The sequence below is a fragment of the Blautia sp. AF19-13LB genome, assembly GCF_003479105.1.
GTDB lineage: Bacteria > Bacillota > Clostridia > Lachnospirales > Lachnospiraceae > Fusicatenibacter > Fusicatenibacter saccharivorans.
The window spans coordinates 19,797-41,326 of sequence record NZ_QUGO01000009.1 but is presented as its reverse complement, the minus strand read 5'-3'; the positions used below and the strand labels follow the sequence as shown (position 1 = coordinate 41,326).

15 protein-coding genes and 1 riboswitch are annotated in these 21,530 nt (G+C 48.9%); of the genes, 1 reads left to right on the top strand and 14 read right to left on the bottom strand.

Going from position 1 to position 21,530, the window contains the following annotated elements:
- The first annotated feature begins 49 nt into the window (after positions 1-49).
- Positions 50-178, top strand: a riboswitch (FMN riboswitch).
- Between the two features lie 214 nt (positions 179-392).
- Positions 393-1,034 (top strand): ECF transporter S component, encoded by a 642-nt coding sequence (locus DWX32_RS10770; RefSeq protein ID WP_022461231.1) that lies wholly within the window; start codon positions 393-395, stop codon positions 1,032-1,034.
- A 288-nt stretch (positions 1,035-1,322) separates the two neighbouring features.
- Here DWX32_RS10770 and DWX32_RS10760 read toward each other — a convergent pair whose 3' ends face one another.
- The 14 genes from DWX32_RS10760 to DWX32_RS10695 all read right to left on the bottom strand — a co-directional run bounded on the left by DWX32_RS10760 (position 1,323) and on the right by DWX32_RS10695 (position 21,273).
- Positions 1,323-3,044 (bottom strand): putative ABC transporter permease subunit, encoded by a 1,722-nt coding sequence (locus tag DWX32_RS10760; protein WP_118660006.1) that lies wholly within the window; start codon positions 3,042-3,044, stop codon positions 1,323-1,325.
- On the bottom strand, positions 3,037-3,762 hold the full coding sequence (locus DWX32_RS10755) for an ABC transporter ATP-binding protein (protein WP_055221955.1): 726 nt from the start codon (positions 3,760-3,762) through the stop codon (positions 3,037-3,039). Before DWX32_RS10755 ends, DWX32_RS10760 begins: the two co-directional genes overlap by 8 nt.
- A gap of 380 nt (positions 3,763-4,142) precedes the next feature.
- A complete protein-coding gene (locus DWX32_RS10750; RefSeq protein ID WP_117801282.1) occupies positions 4,143-5,450 on the bottom strand; it encodes an alpha-L-fucosidase in 1,308 nt (435 codons plus the stop codon).
- A 121-nt stretch (positions 5,451-5,571) separates the two neighbouring features.
- Entirely contained in the window at positions 5,572-6,942 is a 1,371-nt protein-coding gene (locus DWX32_RS10745) for an MATE family efflux transporter (RefSeq protein ID WP_117804651.1), read from the bottom strand.
- A 200-nt stretch (positions 6,943-7,142) separates the two neighbouring features.
- The gene (gene bglX, locus DWX32_RS10740) at positions 7,143-9,362 is read right to left on the bottom strand and encodes a beta-glucosidase BglX (RefSeq protein WP_118660004.1); all 2,220 of its coding nucleotides are present in this window, start codon (positions 9,360-9,362) and stop codon (positions 7,143-7,145) included.
- A gap of 247 nt (positions 9,363-9,609) precedes the next feature.
- Entirely contained in the window at positions 9,610-11,205 is a 1,596-nt protein-coding gene (locus tag DWX32_RS10735) for a response regulator transcription factor (protein ID WP_118660002.1), read from the bottom strand.
- Positions 11,183-12,925 (bottom strand): cache domain-containing sensor histidine kinase, encoded by a 1,743-nt coding sequence (locus DWX32_RS10730; RefSeq protein WP_118660054.1) that lies wholly within the window; start codon positions 12,923-12,925, stop codon positions 11,183-11,185. The genes DWX32_RS10735 and DWX32_RS10730 overlap by 23 nt, the downstream gene beginning before the upstream one ends.
- Before the next feature lie 191 nt (positions 12,926-13,116).
- Complete coding sequence (locus DWX32_RS10725) at positions 13,117-14,019, bottom strand: carbohydrate ABC transporter permease (protein WP_117804654.1); 903 nt, start codon at positions 14,017-14,019, stop codon at positions 13,117-13,119.
- A 12-nt stretch (positions 14,020-14,031) separates the two neighbouring features.
- Positions 14,032-14,970: an ABC transporter permease gene (locus tag DWX32_RS10720; RefSeq protein WP_118660000.1), complete on the bottom strand. Its 939-nt coding sequence runs from the start codon at positions 14,968-14,970 to the stop codon at positions 14,032-14,034.
- A gap of 150 nt (positions 14,971-15,120) precedes the next feature.
- Positions 15,121-16,644 carry an ABC transporter substrate-binding protein gene (locus DWX32_RS10715; RefSeq protein WP_117804656.1) on the bottom strand — a complete coding sequence of 508 codons (1,524 nt, stop codon included), beginning with the start codon at positions 16,642-16,644 and terminating at the stop codon, positions 15,121-15,123.
- Positions 16,645-16,786: 142 nt separating this feature from the next.
- A complete protein-coding gene (locus tag DWX32_RS10710) occupies positions 16,787-18,577 on the bottom strand; it encodes an ABC transporter ATP-binding protein (protein ID WP_117761463.1) in 1,791 nt (596 codons plus the stop codon).
- A complete protein-coding gene (locus DWX32_RS10705) occupies positions 18,549-19,865 on the bottom strand; it encodes a nucleotidyltransferase domain-containing protein (protein ID WP_118659998.1) in 1,317 nt (438 codons plus the stop codon). Before DWX32_RS10705 ends, DWX32_RS10710 begins: the two co-directional genes overlap by 29 nt.
- Complete coding sequence (locus DWX32_RS10700) at positions 19,862-20,353, bottom strand: S24/S26 family peptidase (RefSeq protein ID WP_118659996.1); 492 nt, start codon at positions 20,351-20,353, stop codon at positions 19,862-19,864. The genes DWX32_RS10705 and DWX32_RS10700 overlap by 4 nt, the downstream gene beginning before the upstream one ends.
- The gene (locus DWX32_RS10695) at positions 20,350-21,273 is read right to left on the bottom strand and encodes a hypothetical protein (RefSeq protein WP_118659994.1); all 924 of its coding nucleotides are present in this window, start codon (positions 21,271-21,273) and stop codon (positions 20,350-20,352) included. Before DWX32_RS10695 ends, DWX32_RS10700 begins: the two co-directional genes overlap by 4 nt.
- Positions 21,274-21,530: the final 257 nt, after the last annotated feature.

The following is a 21,530-nucleotide window of genomic DNA, read 5'->3' as shown; positions in this document are numbered from 1 at the left end:
TGACAAATTGTGTGAATATGAATAAAATGTTCCTGTAAAAACAAAATACGGAGATCTTCAGGGCAGGGTGTGATTCCCTACTGGCGGTATAGTCCGCGACCCGCTGCGATATCAAACAGCGGCTGACTCGGTGCAACTCCGGGACCAACAGTTAAAGTCTGGATGAAAGAAGACGAAATAAAGTTTATTTGCATGGAAATATTTTTGGTGCCCTGAATTCAAGAAAAGGAATTCAGGGCACTTTTTTTCGCGGGCAACGAGCCAAAGTCCGTGCTTGCACGAGACCTTGGCGACTGCCGCGAAAACGAGTTCAAATTCGTGGAGCGTATTTGGACTCGTTACTTCCGGCAGAACCGGTCAAGATCTCCAGAAAAAAAAGGAGAAATGCAGTTATGAATGCACAGACAACAGCAAAACAGACATCAAAGATGTCACAAATCGGAAAAACCCGTTACATGGTACAGGTGGCAATGCTCGGCGCAGCCGCAGTCGTATTGATGTTTTTTGACATCCCGCTTCCGTTTGCCCCGAGTTTCTACAAGATTGATTTAAGCGAAGTTCCGGTGCTGATCGGAGCCTTTGCGATGGGACCTCTTGCCGGAGCTGCGATTGAGCTGATTAAGATTCTGCTTAACCTTGTCATGAAAGGAAGTACCACCGCAGGTGTTGGCGAAGTGGCAAACTTCCTGATCGGCTGCGCGTATGTTATGCCGGCCGCATGGATCTACAAAACACAGAAAACAAAGAAAAATGCCATGATCGGTATGGCAGTCGGAACCGTATTTCTGGCAGCAGCCGGCGGTCTTCTGAACGCTTTTGTACTGCTTCCGGCTTATGCAGCAGCCTTTGGAATGCCGATGGATGCCCTTGTGGGAATGGGATCTGCAGTCAACAAAGCAATTACAAGCCTTCCGACCTTTGTTCTGTTTGCCGTTGTACCGTTTAATATCATCAAAGGTGTTGTGGTATCACTGGTAACCATGCTTCTGTACAAGCACATCAGCAGACTGCTGAAGGGTGAGGCGATGAATTAGTTCATCATTTCCGAAATCATTTCCGTAAACGGAGAATCCAATAAATACGTTGTAGAGAGACGGACAAAATGCAGAGAGAAATCCTCTGTTTTTTGTCCGTCTTTTAAAATTTTCGGGGAATGGCGGCAATGGATTGCCCACACAGGTCTTTTAGTAGTACAATGAAGCATAATCGATAAAAGAAAATACGCAGCGAAATTGGAAAGGAGCGCAAAAAAAAGAGATCCGCACATTGGCTGAAATCTCTTTTCTATCACATTTTAATATTGTTATTATGTCTCGAAACTGTTAAGCGCTTTCCAGATGTTCCATCACTTGAACGCCCCATTTAAAAAGGGCGGTTCGCATGGCAAAGGTCAGGACTGCGGTAAGCAGAATCATCACGCTCGTGGTGATGTGGATGTTGAGGTGAAGTTTTCCGTACAGCAGGTAGCCGGCTCCGATCAGGATTGCGCCGACGGTGAGGTCGATGAGGACGGAGATCAGGGAGCGGTTGTTGGATTTTATGGCGGCGGTTTCGTTTTCCCAGTTTAATTTCGGAAATGCAAGGTCAAAAAGGAGCTGTTCATAGTTTACGAACAGGGTAAATAAAACCGTGATCGCCGTGGTGTAAAGAAGGGTCGCCGGGTGCAGACCGAAAACGACCGCGATGATGTTGAAGACCAGAGCGTACGGCAAGGTGCCAAGGAGACTGATCAGGATGCCGCTTACCAGCATGGCACGGATCTGGTCGTGATAGCTCATCGGAATGCATTTCATATAGATGTATTCGCTGCCCTTTCGGGACATCGCTGTGGCGGAGATCACGCAGAACATGGACATCATGACGGCGATTCCGGCGGCGGTAAGGACGGCAACTGCGACAGGCAGTTCTCCTTTCAGGAGGCGGAATATGGTGCCATCGGCGACAAGCCGGGTCCAAAGGCCGGTGGTTTTAGCCATGCCAAGGCTGGAAATGACCGAAACGAGGGCAATGCCAAGCATGAAGACCGGCCAGATGAGAGGCATCAGAACACAATTCATGAACCAGGCCGGGGTTCGGTACAGTTTTTTCCATTCGATCATCGCGTAGGTGCGGATCGGATTTTTGCTTTTGACCGTTCTGGTCACTTCTTCTTTGGATAAGATGCGTTTTTCGCTGGTGGTCTCGCTCATGCCGAGGACAGCCGGAAGGTAGATTTTCCAGGCGAGGGCAAAAAAGACAGCAAGGATGACGGCGGTTGTAGCGATGTAGAGTATCATTTTGAGAAAGGATGCGTCTGCAAGGCTTCCGGTCATCAGGGGCAGGTTCGGAAAAATGGTCCGGAAGGCACGCAGAGTACCCTTCTGGCTTTCCATCAGGTTCATGATATCCTGCATTTCAAAATTTCCGATACTGCGCGAAAATACGTTGATGCCGATCGCAAAAATCAGGGATGCGGCGAATCCGAGGTAGCTTAAGAAATCCTTGTTTCGGATATTTTTGAAAAGACGCATCACGAGCATCGTCAAAACTGCGGCGTAAACGAGCGGCACAACCGGGAAAATAAGGCAGGCGAGGATCATATTGATCCAGTAAAAAATGCCCATTTTGGCGCTGATCCCGTACCCTAACAGAAACGGAAAGAACAGCAGTACAATAAGATAGTATTCGTTCAGCAGACAGCAGAAGCCTTTCGCACCGACAATCTGCGCCGGGGTAAACGGCAGCGGCAAAAGCTTTACGAGGTCAGAGTCCATGTAATACTCGCTCAGAAACAGCGGCAGGCCATAGAAGAAAATGACCATCATGCCAATGGCACAGACGAACTCGATCAGCAGGGTTTCCAGCCCGAGCGGCTGCAGGAAGGTATAGCCGGAATATCCCAGAAGAAACAGTAAGACCGACACGGGAAGGAGGCAGACACCAAGCAGAAGGTATACAACGATACGTCCTCCGTCCGAAAATGCTTTCTTTTTTCCGCTCTTCTGATTGCTTTTTCCTGGTCCGCTTTTCAGAAGGAAACGGGTGAGAATCCATAAGTTACGCATGTTCGGTGATCTCCAAAAAGATATTTTCAAGTGTCTGATCCGGATAGGCCGCTTTTAATTCTTCCAGGGTACCCAGGTATACCTGGCGGCCGTGATGGATAATGGCGATGCGGTCGCAGAGTTTTTCCGCTACTTCCAGCACATGGGTGGAAAACAGCACGGCGTTTCCGGCATCGGCGTGTTCACGCATCATCTGTTTGAGCTCGTGCGCGGAGCGCGGGTCAAGGCCGGTCAGCGGCTCATCGAGAATCCAGACCGGCGGCTTGTGGATCAGTGCGCCCATCACCATGATTTTCTGACGCATGCCATGCGAGTAGCTCATGATACGGCTCGAAAGGTTCTCTTCCATCTCAAAGCGTTTTGCGGTTTCTTCGATAAAACGCTGACGCTCTTCCGTTCCGACACCGTAGATATCTGCCATAAAATTCAGATATTCAATTCCCCTGACGCGAAGAAACGCATCCGGGTCGTCGGGCACAAAGCCGAACTGGCGCTTGGCTTCGAGCGGATCCTTCTGAATATCTTTTCCATTGATTTCAATCGTTCCTTCGGACGGCGCTAAGATACCGGTGATCATTTTTAACGTTGTCGTTTTTCCGGCCCCGTTAGGACCGATGAAGCCGGTGATCTTTCCATCTTCGATATCCCAGGAAAGATCATCGACGGCTTTTTTGCTTCCATCGCCGTAAATTTTGCTTACGTGGTTCAGACGAATCATGTTTTATTCCCCCTCTTTTTTTCTTGTAAAACGAAACTGTGATTCTCTTGCTTTGTTTCTAAAAACAGACTGCCCTTTTCCCACTCCGAAAGCTCTTATCCTTCCCTGTGCAGGAAAAGGAGTCAGGCAGATCTTCGCAATCCGCTTCGCTACTTGCTTGATTCGGTTAAATTTCGAAGCACGGGCTGTGATCTTGTGTTTTTTTCAGTATGCATTCTTCTGCCAGAACTGTCAATCAGCGGAACGAAAAATACAGAATTTTGTAAGAACTTGTAAGACTTTTAGAGCGTGTCTGAAAAAAAAGATACCGCAAAGTGAAGCCTGCAGATTGCGGAAATGCTTTTTCAGACACGCTCCAGAATCAAATCCGATTTTACCCTCTACTTTTTCAGAATCACATCGATGACTGTATCGACTCCATCCGGCAATACCGGGTCTTCGCCGAGATCAGCGAATGCCATGGTCGGATAATCGCTGTGTACCCAGCTTGTGGAAACCGGGATTTCCGCGCCGGTTGCGACGTAGCGGATCGCCTGGATTTCTTCTTTTTTCACGCCGGGCAGCGGCAGCGGCCCAACGGTATTTTCATAGACATGAAAATACAGATGGTTTCCGTGGCGCGTCACACGGCCAAAGTCCGGTTTCTCAATACCGGCTTTTCCGCAGCCGTAAATGCTCTCTCCGTTTTTCTTCATCCACTTTCCAATCTCAGCCAGCCGTTCGATCGACTCCTCCGGGATATTTCCCCTGGCGTCCGGGCCAACGTTCAAAAGCAGGTTTCCACCCTTCGATACGCACTCGACCAGCTTTTTGATCAGCATCGGTGCCGGTTTGAAGAAGTGGTCGTTGGCACAATAACCCCAGTGATTATTCATCGTAACGCAGGATTCCCAGGCGATATCGTTTCCATTTACATCCTGGATGCCATTCGGCGGAATCATCTGCTCCGGGCTCACAAAGTCGCCGTGGTACGGGGTCGGATTTCCGGCCGCCAGAGAACCGTAGCCCTCTCCGCTCACCTCGAGACGGTTGTCGATGATGACATCCGGCTGGAGCTTCCGCACCATATTGATCAGCTCCGTCGCTTTCCATGCTTCGCCGCGCAGCGTATCGTAGGAAAAGTCAAACCACAGCACATCGAGCTTTCCGTAGTTTGTGCAGATCTCGCGTACCTGATTGTGCATGTAGGTCAGGTAGCGGTCGAAATCGCGGTCATCGTTTTTGTATGCCGGGTTGTTCCGCATCGGGTGGTTCCGGTCGCCGTAATGTGGGAAATCGTCGTGGAACCAGTCGAGCAGGGAGAAATACAAACCGACCTTCAGTCCTTCTGCGCGGACGGCATCAACGTACTCTGCAACGAGGTCGCGGCCGCATTTCGTGTTGGTGGATTTGAAATCGGTATACTGGCTGTCGAAGAGGCAGAAACCGTCGTGATGCTTGGCAGTCAGAACCATGTATTTCATGCCGGCCTCTTTCGCCGCTTTTGCCCATTTCCGCGGCTCGAAATCAACGGGGTTGAACTCCTCGAAATATTTCATGTAATCTTCTTTTGGAATCTGCTCGGTACTCCGCACCCATTCTCCGCGCGCCGGGATGGCATAAAGTCCCCAGTGGATAAACATGCCGAAACGGGCGTCGCGGTACCACTCCATCCGCCTGTCATAAGCTTCTCTGTCAAATTTGTACATCGTTTTGCTTCCTCCTGTTTTAGTTTTATATTGGTAATGATTCAGAGTACCATTTCGCATGGCTCTGAATCGTTACGTCAAGCGGATATTCGCAATCTGCTTCGCTACTTGCTTGATTCGGTTAAATCTTAATTTTCACCCATTTTCCCTGTTTGAATCGGATCGTCGCAAAGATAAACCGTGACATCTGATCCGCCAGCACGCCGAACCAGATTCCGACGATGCCAAGCCCCAGCGTGTAACCGCCAAGATACGAAACGATCGTACGAATAAATGTAACGCTGATCATAGATGCAACTGCCGTATAGAGCGTATCTCCCGCACCGCGCAGGCATCCCATGTAAATAACCTGACAGATCTGGAAAATGACGACGAAGATAATGACATGGATGATGCTGACACCGATTTCAATGATATGCTGTTCTTCGAAAAACAGGCTGTACAGCCATCTTCCGCCGAAGAGATAAATCGCAACGAGGCATACTGCGATGCCCGCGCCGATCAGACGGCACGTTCTGCCGTACTCTTTCGCAAGATCCGGCTTTTTTGCGCCGAGGCTCCGGCCGATCAGTGCAACCGCTGCGGACTGGAGGCCATCGCCGAACGCAAACGAAAGCGACATAATATTCATGCCGACCTGGTGTGCCGCCATCGCATCGGTTCCCTGCTTGGCCGCCATGATCGCCGTCATCATAAAGCCGATCCGCATGAAAACCTGCTCGAAAAACACACTGTACCCGACCCTGACCAGGCTGATGAACGCTGCAATCGTCGGTTTAATTTTGTTCTTCAGAATATAGCCAAGATTCAGGAATCCGTCTTGCTTTGTGATGGAAAGGATGCTCATCACACATCCGACAACCGTTCCTGTGACGGTTGCCAGTGCCGCACCCTGAATGCCGAGTGCCGGGAACCCGAAATGGCCGTTGATCAGAAGATAATTCAGGATAATATTAATCGTATTTGATGTTACATTTGTGCGCATCGTGATTTTTGTATTGCCCGCACCGCGCTGTGCCGAGTTGATCCCCATCTGGATACAGTTAAAAATCATACCGCCCATGATGATACGGAAATATGTTACTGCGCCGTTATGCGTCTCCGCCGTTGAGCCGCACAGATGGATGATCGGACTTGCAAACGCCACAAATCCAACACTGAATGCAGCTGCCGCAAGGATAATAAATACAAGCGCAGTTACCAGAGTCTCATTCGCCGCACCCTGTCTTTGTTCCCCTCGCCGCCGCGCAACAAGGGCGGAAATCGACACATTCAGCGCAAAGAAAAACGCCAGGCCAAGCAGCTTCGGCTGTGTCGTCAGACCGACCGCGGCAACTGCGTAGGAGCCAAGCGAACTTACCATCAGCGAATCTACAAGACCCGCAAATGCAATGAAAAACGACTCCACGATCGCCGGCCACGCCATGTTGACGGCGGTCTGGAATGTGTCTTTGTGGTATTTCCCCTTTAACTTGTTTCCTAAGTACCCCATTTCTTTTCCTCTCTTTCGTCCCAATACCAATTTCTATTTTACTTTGTTTTAACAGAAGGGTCAATACGGTACCGGCAGAAAAAAGCCAGCCGCAAAAGCAAAATTCTTTTCGCTTTTTGTGGCTGGCTTTTCTTTTATCTTTCCGTAGCGATTCAGACCCCCATCTTGATTCCGCTTACGCTACATCCCAGTATTGCTTCTTATTTTTTCAGCACAAATTCTGCCTTATTCTCTGTCGTGCTGTCGCTTCCGATGAAGACTTCGAAAGCACCGTTTTCACTTTCTACACGCTCATTTTCTGTCAGGAAGCGAAGCTCTTCTTCTGTGATTTTGAAGATGACTTCGGTTTCTTCTCCCGGCTGAAGGGTTACCTTGCAGAAATCTTTCAGCTCTTTCACCGGGCGTACCACGGATGCGGCTACGTCGTGGATGTAAAGCTGTACGGTCTCGGTTCCCTTTGTATCGCCGGTGTTTTTCACGATTACGGAGGCTTTAATCTCATCTTCCATGCCAAGCTCTGCCTTGTCCAGTTTCACATCTGAAATTGCAAAGCTGGTGTAGCCAAGGCCATATCCGAACGGGAACAGTGGTGCGTTCGGGATATCGAGGTATTTGGAACGGAAACGGTCTTTGTCCTTGCCCGGCACATGCGGTCTTCCGGTGGAATACTCGTTGTAGTGAACCGGCACCTGGCCTACAGAATACGGGAAGCTCATGGTCAGCTTGCCGCTTGGAGCGTATGCACCGAAAACAACGTCTGCGATTGCATTGGCACCTTCGGTACCCGGCATCCATACTTCAAGAACGGCTTTTGCTTTCGATACGACATCGCGCAGGTCGAGCGGACGGCCGTTGAAGAGAACAACGACAATGTTTTCATTGACCTCCGAAACGCGCTCAAGCAGTCTCTGCTGGATTTCCGGAATGCGAATGTTCGCGTTACTGGTTGCCTCGCCGGACTGCAGACGGTCCTCACCGATCGCAAGAACGACAACCTCGGCCTCCTTTGCTGCGTTTACAGCCTCAAGAAGCATTGCCTCCTCTTCCTCCGGTGTGTGGGACTGCTCCATCGCTTCACCGAAGCCCTCCAGACGGATGTCGGAGCCGAGCATCGGGGAACCTGCATGGAAGCTCATGTTTGTCGTATCTGCCTGCGCTTTTACGGCCTCTTCCAGATTTGTCACATCCTTTGCATCTCCGATGAAGGACCAGGCGCCCATCAGGTTTCTGCTGTGGACATACGGTCCGACCCAGGCAATTTTTTTCTCCTTGCCAAGCGGCAGGATTTTCTCTTCGTTTTTCAGCAGGACAAACGATTTTCTTGCGGCTTCTCTTGCCAGGGCGCGGTGCTCTTTGCAGAGAATGACCTCTTTTTCTTTCGTCTCATCTGCGTCTTTATACGGATTTTCAAACAGTCCCAGTTTGTTTTTCAGTTCCAGAATACGCATACAGGACTCATTGATCAGATCCTCGGAAATCTTGCCCTCTCTTACAAGGCGGCACAGGTTCTCGCAGTAAATACCGGTCATCATATCAATGTCAACGCCTGCCTCGGCGGAGCGGACAGCTGCCTCCTCACGGTCTGCGCAGTAGCCGTGGTAAATAATCTCCTCGATTGCCGCCCAGTCGGAAATCAGAACGCCGTCAAATCCCATTTCGTCACGCAGGATGCCGCGCATCAGTTTCTTGTTTCCGGTTGCCGGAACACCGTTTACCGTGTTGAAGGAAGTCATTACCATCGCTGCGCCTGCATCGATGCCGGCTTTGTAGGACGGCAGATAGAAGTCACGGAAGGTATGCTCGGAAAGCTCTACCGTATTGTAGTCTCTTCCTGCTGTCGGTGCGCCATAGCCTGCGAAATGCTTCACACAGGAAGCAATTTTGTACGGCTCCTTCAGATCGTCTCCCTGGAATCCGCGCACCATTCCGGCACAGAACAGGCCGTTCAGATACGGATCCTCACCGGTAGACTCCATGACACGGCCCCATCTCGCATCGCGAACCAGGTCGGTCATCGGTGCGAAGGTTACGTGAAGGCCGGAAACGGCTGCCTCTTTTGCGGCAACTGCCGCACACTTTTCGGACAGCTCCGGTTCAAACGTTGCGCCCTGTCCCAGCGGAATCGGGAAAATGGTCTTGAAGCCGTTGATGACATCCAGCATGAACAGCATCGGGATATGATGCGGGTGCTGCTCCACGAAATCCTTCTGGATTTTCTTTAATGTTTCTGCGCCCATGGAACCCAGGATGGAACCGGAAAGCGCTACATTTTCCGGCGTAAAGCCTTTATCTGCCATCGGTCCCATCGCCGTGATGTCCATATCTTTATTGAAAAAGGCACCCACCACCTGGCTCATCTGGTTTACTTTTTCTTCCAGCGTCATGTCGGCCAGAAGCTCTTTTAATTTCTGCTCGGTCATTTTTTCTCCTCCATACCTCGTTTTTGCTGTATCTGCTTCTTCAGAAACCCCTAAAATGTCAGAAAAATATCGCTTTTCCGTTTTTTCTGAATCTTATACTGAAATTTTACCACATCTGACCTGAAAAAAATATCCCCTGATCCGACCTTTTTCTTTCACTATTCCGACCTGTTTGCTGCTGTTCCGGTGCGTAAGAAAGTGATAAAATCCTCTGTTATTTCCCGGACATGTGAAGGGTGGCTTTCCGCTATTTTTCACTAAAGCTTCTTCGGTATTCCAGCGGTGCGTATCCCGTATTGTCCTTAAACATCTTCGTAAAGTACGAGAAATTGCTGTACCCCACATACAGCGACACCGTATTGATCGGCAGCGTGCTCTGTGTCAGAAGCTTTTTTGCCTCCTCCACCCGCTTTTGGATGATATAATTACTGATCGAAATACCCTTTTCTTTTTTAAAAATCCGGGACAGATAATCCGTATTCAAAAAGACAAGCTCCCCAAGCTCCTCCCGGTGAATCTCCTCCCGGTAATGTGCATCGATATAAGCGCATACCTGACTCGTAACCGAATCTGATTTGTTGATGTACTGTCTGTACTGAACTGCTTTCCGAACCAGTACCCCGGCATATTCCATCATCTCTTCTCTGCCATAAAGGGAATTCCGATGCAGGTTTTCCATGTCCGCATCTGCAAACAGCGCGTACGCCTTGATCTCCCGTTCCGAAAGCCATGCATACACCACCTGGGTCAGATCGGTACGGAGCGCTACCAGAAATTCTCTGGTAATCATTCCTTCCCGTTCCGTCCGGTCAAGGTATTTCTGCAGCCGCTCCAGCAGCTCCTCCGGTTTTTCCTCCGAAAGCAGAGCTTTCCACACATCCAGCTCCTTATTTTCGTAGCTGGTCTGCGGAGCCTGAAATTCATTCAGAAACAGCACCTCGTTCCGCACGGAAAGGCTTCCCTCCCGCATTTTCTGAAGATTCCGGCTCTGCTTTTGCATCCCCAGTACAGATTCCCACTGCCCGGCGCCGCACCACAGCTCCGGATAGATTTTTTCATTCATCCACGCAACAAATTGCTGCAGAATTTCACAGTCCCGCCCGCCGTCCTGCGGGAATGCTTTTTCCCTTGACTGCGTAACAATCCAGTAGATGCCCGGTTCCTGATAAAAAACAGTATCTACCGCAATGTCCGTTTCCTCATACAGTTCCGACAGCACATTTTCGATCACAAATTCCATGGTCGCCGTATCCCACATTTCCCGCTTATTGCTCTTTATTTCCGGCATCAGACAAATCAGCCGGAAATAGTGTCCCGGTCCGTATGAAAGCTGGCGCTGTGCTGCCGTTTCGCAGAATTTTTCCTCGGAGAAGCCGCTTTTCAGCACATTTTTCCAGATATCCTGCTGCAGAATTTTTCTGTTCTGATTCCACTTGATGCTTTCCTGCCTGAGATCCTGTATTTTCTTTTCTTTCGCAACAGATTCCGCCGCACGCTGCACGGCCGCCTTCAGCTTTTCAAAATCAATGGGCTTCAGCAGATAATCGACACTGTTCAGCTGTATCGCTCTTCTGGCATAGTCAAACTCCGCATAGCTTGTCAGGAAGATGACCTGGACCTTCAGCTCCTCTTTCCTGACCCACTCCACAAAATCGAATCCCGTTCCGCCCGGCATCACGATATCGCTGATTACAATATCAATATCCACCATTCCCATGATGTTCTTCGCCTGCTGTACGGAAAACGCAGTGTACACCTCGCTCACCCCGGTCTCTGTAAGATCGAGATTTCTTTTGATACTTTCAATCACGTACTCTTCATCATCCACGAGCAATAGTTTCATGTTCTTCTCCCCCTGTCCTGTATGGAATATGGATATCTACAATTGCTCCGCCGAGCGGGCTGTTATCGAAATGAATCTCTCCTGTATCACCATAATAATAACGGAATCGTTTCAGGCAGTTTTCAATCCCGATATGCTTTCCATGCTCGGAAATATCTTCCCCTGCTTTCAGCCTTTGCAGCGTCTCCTCCGGGAAGCCGTTTCCGGTGTCCGAAATATAAATGTTGACATACTTTTCTTCGCCGCGGTCCTCCGGGTAAACCGTCACGGAAATCAGCGGAACCGTCTCCAGCGTCAGGGCATGTTTTGCCGCATTCTCTACAAACACCTGAATCAGAAACGGGAAGATTACCGCGTCTTTCACTTCTTCATGGACTTCAAAATAATAGGTGAATTTTTCCGGATAGCGCAGCAGCAGAATTTTGAGGTAATTTTCGCAGTGATTCGTCTCCGCCGTCACCGGCACCATCTCGCTTGTATTGCGGAAAATATAGGCGAGATAATCGGACGTAATACGGCTCATCGACTTTGCATGGTCGTACTGTCCGAAGTCAATCATGCTGTAAATAAAGTTCAGACAGTTCATGTAAAAATGCGGACGAATCTGGATTTTCAGGTAATCCATCTCGATTTTCTGTTTTTCCAGCTCCTGCTCATACAGCGTGATCTTCAGACGTCGGATCTGATGAATCATGTTTCGGAATTTATCGTCAATCTGCTCCAGCTCTACCAGATTTCCTTCCGACATCTGATAGGTGAGATCCCCATTGTCATATTTTTGAAGATTTTCCGTAAACATAGCGACCGGCTTCAAGATTTTTGTTTTCAGATGGAACAGCAGCACGGAACCGGCAATCACCATCAGAAAAGCAACGCCAAGAAGGGCAAACACACTTCCCGTCATCAGATTTAAGACTCCCGTCCAGGAGATTTTAATCCGGATTTCAAACGGCGCCTGCGAAAGTTCCTGCCGGAAGGTGTAATTGTCGGTATTAATTTTCGAATTGTCCGTTACAATTCCTTTTTCCGTCAGTGTTCCGATGCTTTTCCCGTTCTGGTCAACGAGACTGACATAGCCGCTCTTTCCAAGAGACAGTTCAGAGAACGGTTCCAGAATTGTCTTCAGATTGACGTAGCAGCCGAGTCCAACGCCCTGACTCTGCGCTACCTTGAGCATATAAACATCGTCTCCCTGGCACATCACGGTCCATTTTTTCTTAACTGCATACGTCTGCTGCGACAGGCTTTTGATCCTGCGCTTCAGCGCTTCCTGCAAATAGGGATCAACGGCGTAAAGCCCGTCGGATGAAATGCTCAGCTGATATAAGCTGTCATCCTTCTGCGTATAGAGAAAAACATTGTAATCCGTTCCAAAATCCCACGCTGCAGATACATAATTCCTTCGCAGCTGCGTAATGACATATTCCTCATACTGATCCTTCTCCATCAGATCCATATATTTCCAGAACGCAGAATCCGGGTTGGAGCTGTCCATTACAGTCGAGAACAGGTTTCGGCTGATTCGAAAAAAACGGTTATCCAGTTCATCCGTATACAGCTTTGAAATCTCTTCCAGCTGCTCATATACCTGCCGCTGCGTCCGGTTCAGAATAAGCACGCTCCCAGCCAGAAAAAGCAGCAGCATACTCAGCAGGCAGATCAAAAGATAACGCCCCTGCTGCGCCAGTGTTGTTTTTTTCGTCTGTTTTGAAATATGCATGAAGTTTCCTCCTTTTTTCTGTTCCGGTACGCTCGAAATTTTTCCGTGTTTGATTTTACGAACTGATCTTTTTTTCTGAATATAATACAGCAGAAAAACAGTACACCTCATGTTTCCATGAGTCTGTACTGTTTTTCTGATTTATGTCGGAAACACCGAAATGTTTCTCTTTTTTATTCCTGCATGGAAAATCATCCCTTTACCGCACCAAGTGTGATACCTTCTGCGAAGTATTTCTGAAGGAACGGATAGATGATAAACAGCGGCAGCATGGCGATAAATGCGATTGCCATACGGATGGAGGTTGTCGGCAGCTTTGCCACCTCCGCGCCGATATTTCCGGTTACTTTTCCACTTGCCAGGTACTGAATATCGGTGATCATCTGATTCAGCAGGTTCTGGATGCTGTAAAGCTTCTGGCCTTCATTTCCTGATAAATAGTATAAACCATTTGTCCAGTCATTCCAATAGCCAAGTGCGGAAAACAGTCCCATGGTTACCAGAATCGGTTTTCCAAGCGGCAGTGTGATGCTGGTGAAAATCTTCATGTGTCCGGCGCCATCGATTTTGGCTGCCTCGAACAGCGCGTCCGGGATACTTGTGTTAAAGTAGCTTCGGATCATCAGCACGTTGTTTGCGCTTAACAGGAAGCCTGGAACAATCAATGCCCAGATCGTGTTTTTGATGTGAAAATACTTTACATACATCAAGTAGGTCGGCACCAGTCCGCCGTTGAACAGCATCGTGAAGAATACGAAAAAGGTAATTGCTCTGCGGTACGGCAGCTTTTTAATCGAAAGCGGATATGCCAACAGAGCGGACATCGCAAGGTTTGCAGCGGTACCGACGATGGTTACAAAAATGGTAATTCCGTATGCTCTCAGGATTTTCTCGCCCTGGCGGATGATATAGGAGTAAGCATAGAAGCTGAATTTCTCCGGGAAGAACGAATATCCGTTGCGGATCAGTGTGTTTTCATCGGTCAGTGAGGAAATAAATACGAGTACAAACGGCAGTATAATGGATAACGTAATCAGAATGAGTACTACATTAATCCAGAACTGGAAACGTTTTGCTTTTTTTGAATTTGTCATACTTCCATCCTCCTAGAATAATGCCTGGTCTTTGTCTACTTTGCGGACAATCCAGTTGCTCAACATTACGACACAGAAGCCTACCAGAGACTGGTATACACCGGCTGCAGATGACATACTGACATTTCCTTGTTCAATCAGGGCACGGTATACGTAGGTATCGATAACGTTTGTGGTCGGGAACAGAACACCGGAGTTCATCGGCACCTGATAGAACAGACCGAAATCGGAATAGAAAATTCTTCCGATGCTGAGAAGCAGCAGGGTGATGATGGTCGGAACGAGGCTCGGCAGTGTGATTTTTGTGATCTCCTGCCATTTGCTTGCGCCGTCCAGTCTGGCAGCCTCATAGAAGGAAGGATCGATACCGATCAGCGATGCGATGTAGATCAGGCATCCGTATCCTACGCCCTTCCAGCAGTTCGCGATAATCAGGACCGCCGGCCAGTATTTCGGTTTCTGGTACCACTGAATCGGGTCAATGTGGAACAACGGAAGGATCGAGTTGTTGACAAGACCATTTTCTGCACTCAGAAGCGCATATACGATGTAGCTTAAGATAACCATGGACATCAAAAACGGAAGAAGAATCGCGCTCTGGTACACTTTTTTGAGTTTTGTGTTTCTTACCTCCGTAATCAGAATCGCAATGGCAATTCCGACTACCATGTTTACAAGAATAAATGCAACGTTATACAGCAACGTGTTTCTTGTAATGATCCATGCATCCTTGGAAGCAAACAGGAACTTGAAGTTTTTAAGTCCTGCCCACGGGCTTGCCCAGATACCTTTCGCAAAATTCAGTTTTTTAAACGCAATCACCATACCTGCCATCGGGATATAGTTGTTGATCAGCAGATACAGAAGTGCCGGAAGCATCATCAGATAAAGCGGCCAGTATTCCTTCAGCACGTTTTTCTTTTTTCCTTTTTTAACCTCTGCTTTTTTCATAAAGCGTGTCTCCTTTTATGAGGGCTGTTTTTTCAGGTTCTTTCACAGAGAAAGCTCCACATCTTTTCGAGTAAGAGTGGAGCCTTCGGTTACTGTATCACACCGGATTTTCTTCCGCCCCGGTCGTGTTCTTTTTACAAATTATGGTGCCTATTTCTCTGCAAGAAATGCATCCAGCTGCTCCTGCTTTGCAGCAATAACATCATCGATTCCCGCATCGTCCAGTGCCTCCAGGAACTGTGGAAGCAGTTCTTCCGGATCTCCGGAGCCGCTGCTAAGTGCGCCGTTGTACTGGCTGATTACGTTGTTCAGGGCTGATACCTGATCCGCATATTCGCTGTTATCAAAGACAAATCCCAGTGCTTTCGACTCGATACCGGAAGCGTTGAACTCCTGCATTTTGTCCCAGAGCTGCGGGTCAGATCCATCCCATTTGTATGCGATGAACTGGTTCGGAAGCTCCCATCCACAGTTAAAGCTGTAGCCTGCATTGTCTGCTGTTACACCGTCCGGGTAGTTGATGATTCCGTTTTCTTCATCTTCTACTACGTAGTCGGTTCCCTCTTCGCCCCAGTTCAGAAGGTTCATGACCTCCGGGCTGCCATAGATATAATCGAGAACCTGCATTGCTTTTTCCGGATTTTCGGAGTTCTGTGCTACAGAGAAGATAATTCCGCCGTAAGAGGATGAGTTGATGATCGGCTGATCATAGAACGGTACGATTTCAAACTCATATCCTGTGGAGCTCTGGAACTCAACCGGGGTACCTGGATGATAAGCAAAGAACAAGGAGAAGAGATTTCCTGCTTTGCATACGGTTCTCCAGTTTTCTGTGTTTGTTCCGGCATCCTTGCTGATGTAGCCTTTCTGATACCAGTCATGCAGCATAGTTGCAGTCTCCTTGTACCAGTCGCTTGCAAAGTAGTTTTCTACGGTTGTGCTGTTGGTCTGATCCATCAGAGCGCCCGTGTTGGCATCGCCAAGTCCATCAGCGCGGGACAGACGGCTCAGAGGCGTATCACTGTTGTTGCTGGAGAACAGCATTGTCATATCAGGCTCGCCTGCCTGTACGGTCTCAAATACTTTCTCCATATCCTTCGGCTCTTTGATTTCATCGGTATTGATATTATACTTTTCTACCAGGTCTTTTCTCATGAAGATGGCTGGAATGCTGCCTCGTTCGATCTGGTTCGGAACGCCATAGACAAACCCATCAATCTGATTTGTTTTTGCAATATCCTCGCCATAGATATCTTTCAGGTTTGTGCCGTATTTGTCAATCAGTTCAGACATATCCATGATCTGGCCGGAATGCATATACTGTACAGCTGTTGTTGCATTTGTGTACAGAAGATCGATTTTCTCATCGCCGGAAAGCATCAGCTGTAACTGCTGAGATGCGCTTGCCCACGGAAGAACAACGATATCGAGCTTTGCATTCAGCTCCGGCTCCAGAATCTCGTTGATTTTTTCTTCGATTCTCTCTTCATCCTGCTGCTGGCTGCCCTGCAGTACCATAGTTACAGTGTACGGCTCGCCTTTTTCCTCTGTCTTTGCTGTGCTTCCGGAAGCTGCGGAGGAACCGGAATCAGAACTGGATCCTGTGCTTCCGCATGCTGCCATGGAAAATGCCATGGTTGCTGCAAGAATGCCTGCTAACACTTTTTTCTTCATACTTTTTCTCCTTTTCACGTATCGTGTTGTGTGACCTTTGATGGTTGTATTATAGCAGGATTTTGACTTACAACTCTATAACTGATTTGACTTTGAAGTATCACTCTTCCGACCTTTGTGTCTTTTTTGTGTCTTTTTTCTGTCAAAAATCTTCCACCATCTTTGCCCCTTCTGCCCCATCGAGTTCGGTCACGGTTCCATTCATGACACGGTAAACTCTCTGGCAGAGGCTGAGGACACTCGGACGGTGCGTCGTAACGATACAGGTTTTGTTGGGACGCTGACGGATGATGTTTCGGAGGACGTTTCGTTCCGTCGTGACATCCAGTGCCGAGGTGGCTTCATCTAGAAGCAGCACCGGAGCATCACGGAGAACGGCGCGGGCGATAGCAAGCCGCTGGGACTGACCTTCGGAGAAACCGCGGCCACGTTCCCCGACGCGGCTGTTGATGGTGTCCGGCAGATGCTGAACAAAATCCCAGGCGCAGGAGATTTTGAGCGCTTCAATGATCTCCTCGTCGGTCGCATCCTCTTTTACCATGCGCATATTTTCGGCGATTGTGCCGGAAAGGATCGTATTTCCCTGTGGAACATAGGCGAAGAGATGACGCGTTTCGGCGTTCATGGGAACCGTTTTTCCGTTTGAGGCAATGATCACGGTTTCCCCCTCCTGCGGGCGGATAAGGCCGAGAATCAGGCGAATCATCGTTGTTTTTCCCTCGCCGGACGGGCCAACCAACGCTACAATCTCGCCGGGGGCGGCCTGAAACTCCGATCTGGTGATTACTTTGTTTCCTTCTATATAGGAAAATTCTACCCCGTGCATCTGTACCCGGAAACCATCCTTTGCCAGCGGATCAAGCGCGGCACTCTCCGGGATATGGACTTCTTTTGGCAGCTCTACGAGCTCACGGATCCGGTGCGCCGAGACGGAGCTGTTGAGGAAGGACGGAATAATCGAAATCACGTTTCCAAATGCGCCGGAAAGGTTACTCCGCTGCTGCAGGAACAGTGTCATGGTTCCATAGGTAATGTCGTGCGTCCACAGACGGAACAGGCAGTATCCGAACGCCGTAAACTCCACCGCACTCCCGAGAATAGACATTACGATATTGGTTTTAATCGTAAACAGATTATATTTCAGGCTGATGTCTTTGAAAAGTCCCTGCCACCAGCGCATCTTTTTGCTGTAATACGGCGCAATGCCAAACGATTTGATGGTATCAAAATTGTAGAATGCTTCTACCTCAAAGCTCATCAGGTTGCTGCTCATCTCGCGCACTTTTTTGCTGTATTCCCGCTGACGGCGGATCATAAAACGGGACATCAGAAGCAGAAACGGTGCGCTTAAAAAGGCAATCAGCGCCATGACCCAGTCATAATGCAGGATCACGAAGAAGGTGGCAATAAACCGATACACGGCAATGATAATCGTCGGGAGCCAGCTGATTGCGTTGCCGCTGACCGTTCCAATGTCGCCGTTGAAACGGTTGAGTACGTCACCGTTTGCGTATTTGCTGATTTCCAGCCAGTCCGCATCAACGATTTTGTCAAAAATATCCGCCTGGATGTCGTTGTTGATGGCGATACCAAGCTTCGTTGAAATGCGGTTGATGACACTCTCAAACCCAAGGCTGAACACGGTGCTTCCGATCATGATACAAAGCAGCAGCGGGAGCTTCTGTATCTGGTATCCGGTGATGATATCGATCAGGTATTTTCCTGCCACGCTGCCGACAAGCCCAAGCGAAGTGCTTAAGATACCGAGAATCGTATAAAAAACAATCGCACCCTTATAGCGCGCGCTGTAGCCAAAAATCCATTTCCAGTCATCGATGATTTCCGAGAACGTTCCGTTTTTCCATCGCTCCGACAGGATACGGAGAGACTCAAAGGAAGCGTCTTTACTTTTCTCTTTGGATTCTTCCTGCATGCGCGTCTCCTCTCTTTTTCCAGTCTGCGGTGCGGATCATATCGTATTTTTTCAGCAGCTCGACACGTCCCGCGCCCACTTCAATGCTCGATTTCTGTTCTTTTTCTCCCTGTCCCAGCCATTTCAGGATCCGCTGCACATATGCAGCCGGAAGCAGAAACGGATACCTCGCCGCATAGGGATACTTGTTTTTCATATAGGAAGCTTCCGGAACCAGCGATTTCCAGATTCCCCCGGCTGTATGCTTTTCCGTTCCGGTTTCTGCCGCATACAGGGTAATGTTTGCACTGTGGATCCGTCCCGCGCTCGATTTTCCGAACGAACCGGCATCGAGAATATCGATCAGAAGCGCTTCGGAATCCGGGTGAAGCTTCTTTGCGGCACGGACTGCCCCACTTGCTTCATAGGAAAAGCCCAGATACCGCTCGCCGATATCCAGCAGATTGATGCAGAAACACGTCATGTGATACTCTTCGCACAGCTGCCAGAACATTTCCCAGTCTATTTTTCTTCCATATACACGAATCATCTGTACCATGTCACAGATCTGACGGATCCCAACGCCGCCGTGAAGAAAGTGCTTGAAGCTGTGACAGAGAAGATAGAAAAGATGATGCGTTTCTTCTAAGGTAAAGATGCTCTGCCCCTGCACTTCCACTTTGGATGGATGCGCGAAAACATCGGAAAATGCACGGTTCAGATAACCATAGGCAGAGGATTCTGTGCTGAACAGCCTGGTATGTATTTCATAGAAGACCCCTGTTTTCGGATGAATGTAGCCCATCTCTTCCGGGATATCACCGTCTTTGATGCCATCCGGCATTGCGGCTTCTTTGTCCCGCACAAAGCCCTTCCGCATAAAACAGGCATCTACTGCTGCAAAATCCTTTGCCGGAATCAGAAGATCCTCATCCCCGGACGGGCGCAGATCTGGCTTCGGATAGAGATTTCTGCACACAATTCCTTTCATCACCAGCGGCTGCACGCCCAGATGCTCCAGCTCCTTTTCATCGGAAAGAAACAGCGCTGTACGCGAAACCTGCTGCAAAACACTCTGCATTGCCTGCGTTTTTACCTGTCTGCGAAGCTCGTCCGGAAGTCCCGCAAATTCCGGTGTTTTACCCACAACATCGTAGACTGCTGACAGCAGCGAATGCTGTGCTGCCATGACAAACAGATGATTCCATTGTTTTTCTGTCAGCGCCGCAAGTTCTTCCAAAGCTGCTTTTTCTTCTGTCAAAAACGCACGAACCACCGCAAGGAATGCGGTTTCTGTTTCTGTAATCATCTTTTTTTCCTTTCATTTTCTCTGCACGCATCATTTTTCTTTTTATCCACACCGAATAACCAGGCATATCCATGCATCAGAATCGGACGAAGCGGGATAATGCGAATCCAGACCTGTGCAAAAAACTCCCACCAGAACGTTCCCGGTACAAGTATTTTTCCTTTTCGTTCCACTTTTGTCACCCGTGCAAAGATCTGCTTCCGTTGCACATGATGCTCGATTTCCGTCTGTGCATCCCCGATTATGTCATAACCGTCTGCATGAACGCGGCAGATCCGATGCACGACAAACTGTCCGCCCGGCCGCTCATAAAATACGATATCACCTCTCCGAAGTTCCCGCTCCGGCGCTCGGAAGAAAATACTGTCGCGTCCATGAATCAGAAACGGCGCCATGCTACTCCCGGAAATCACCATACGCACTTCTCTGCCCTGCTCTACAAGTTCTTTCAGCATTCCGACATAGGCACGTGTATCCATCATTTTCATGCATGTTTCTCCCTTTTCTGAATCATGTTTTTGTGCAGTGCAGCTGCATATGTTTCACTTTCGAACGAACCGGCCCCGATCTCCTGCTCCAGCGTTTTCACCGCATCTTCTGAAATGTCGCACGCCAGATGATACACCGGAACTTTTCCAGCAAGCTGTTCGAGAAGGTCGAGACTGTGCACCATTCCCTCCCTGTCCCAGCGGTTCATGGTGATCTGTCCGTACAGACTCGTAAATGCCTCTGCCGGACGCAGCCGCCACGCCTGATTCGTCTTTGCCTGGCTCAGCATTACAATGCATCCGACCGGGAGCTTTTTGTTTTCGCAGACTCCTGAGGTTCCGCAGACCGGCCAGCCGTTTGCTGTCCACGCTGTGCCGTCATATTCCAGCAATGCCTTATCCCCATTTACGGTACGGCTTCCCCGGTACTGTTCCCAGAGTCCCGCCTGTGTGGTTTTGCCCGTTCCCGATGGTGCAGAAAAGAGCATTGCTTTCCCCTGATACTCCGTGTATGCACAGTGCAGAATCAGGCACGGCTGCTCTGCCAGACGGCGCTCCAGGGCAAGGAGGGAAAGAAAAACAACTTCATACTTTTCAACTTCTGCCAGATACCACCTGCCGACGAAAACCTCTGCACGATTTTGCGCAGTCTCACGGTAGAATGCATAAGGACGCGCTTCTCCTTTCACACCGATCCGGCGGCTCTCCAATCCTTCTTTTGTATGAAACACCTGCAGATCGACCCGATCCACAATCAGCTCTCCCTCCGCTTCCGGCAATATGTCGACGGCCGTAATGATATATGTATAATCCGCAGAATCCGTTTCCACCAAAAATTTTTCCATATCCACCGGAAGTACCAGCTCTTCCGGAAACTTCAGCCGGAAGGAAAAACTCCCTGTCTGAAATGTTTTTTCCATCAAAAACTTCTCTTTCTCCCCATGATCTTCCCTTCTCTCCGCAACGTATCACGATCCCTTTTTCCGCATTTATGATAACAAAAAAAAGAGACTCCGTCAATCTTCGGATCCTTTTTTGTAATTAAATACGTAATTTTATTTTTGACTGATCTGCAGCGTTTTATAGCCATGCCGGAAATACAGGATCTCCGCCGCACCGGTAATTCTCCACGAAAAGATATACAGCAGATACAGTGACGTAATGGTATGGAAATACG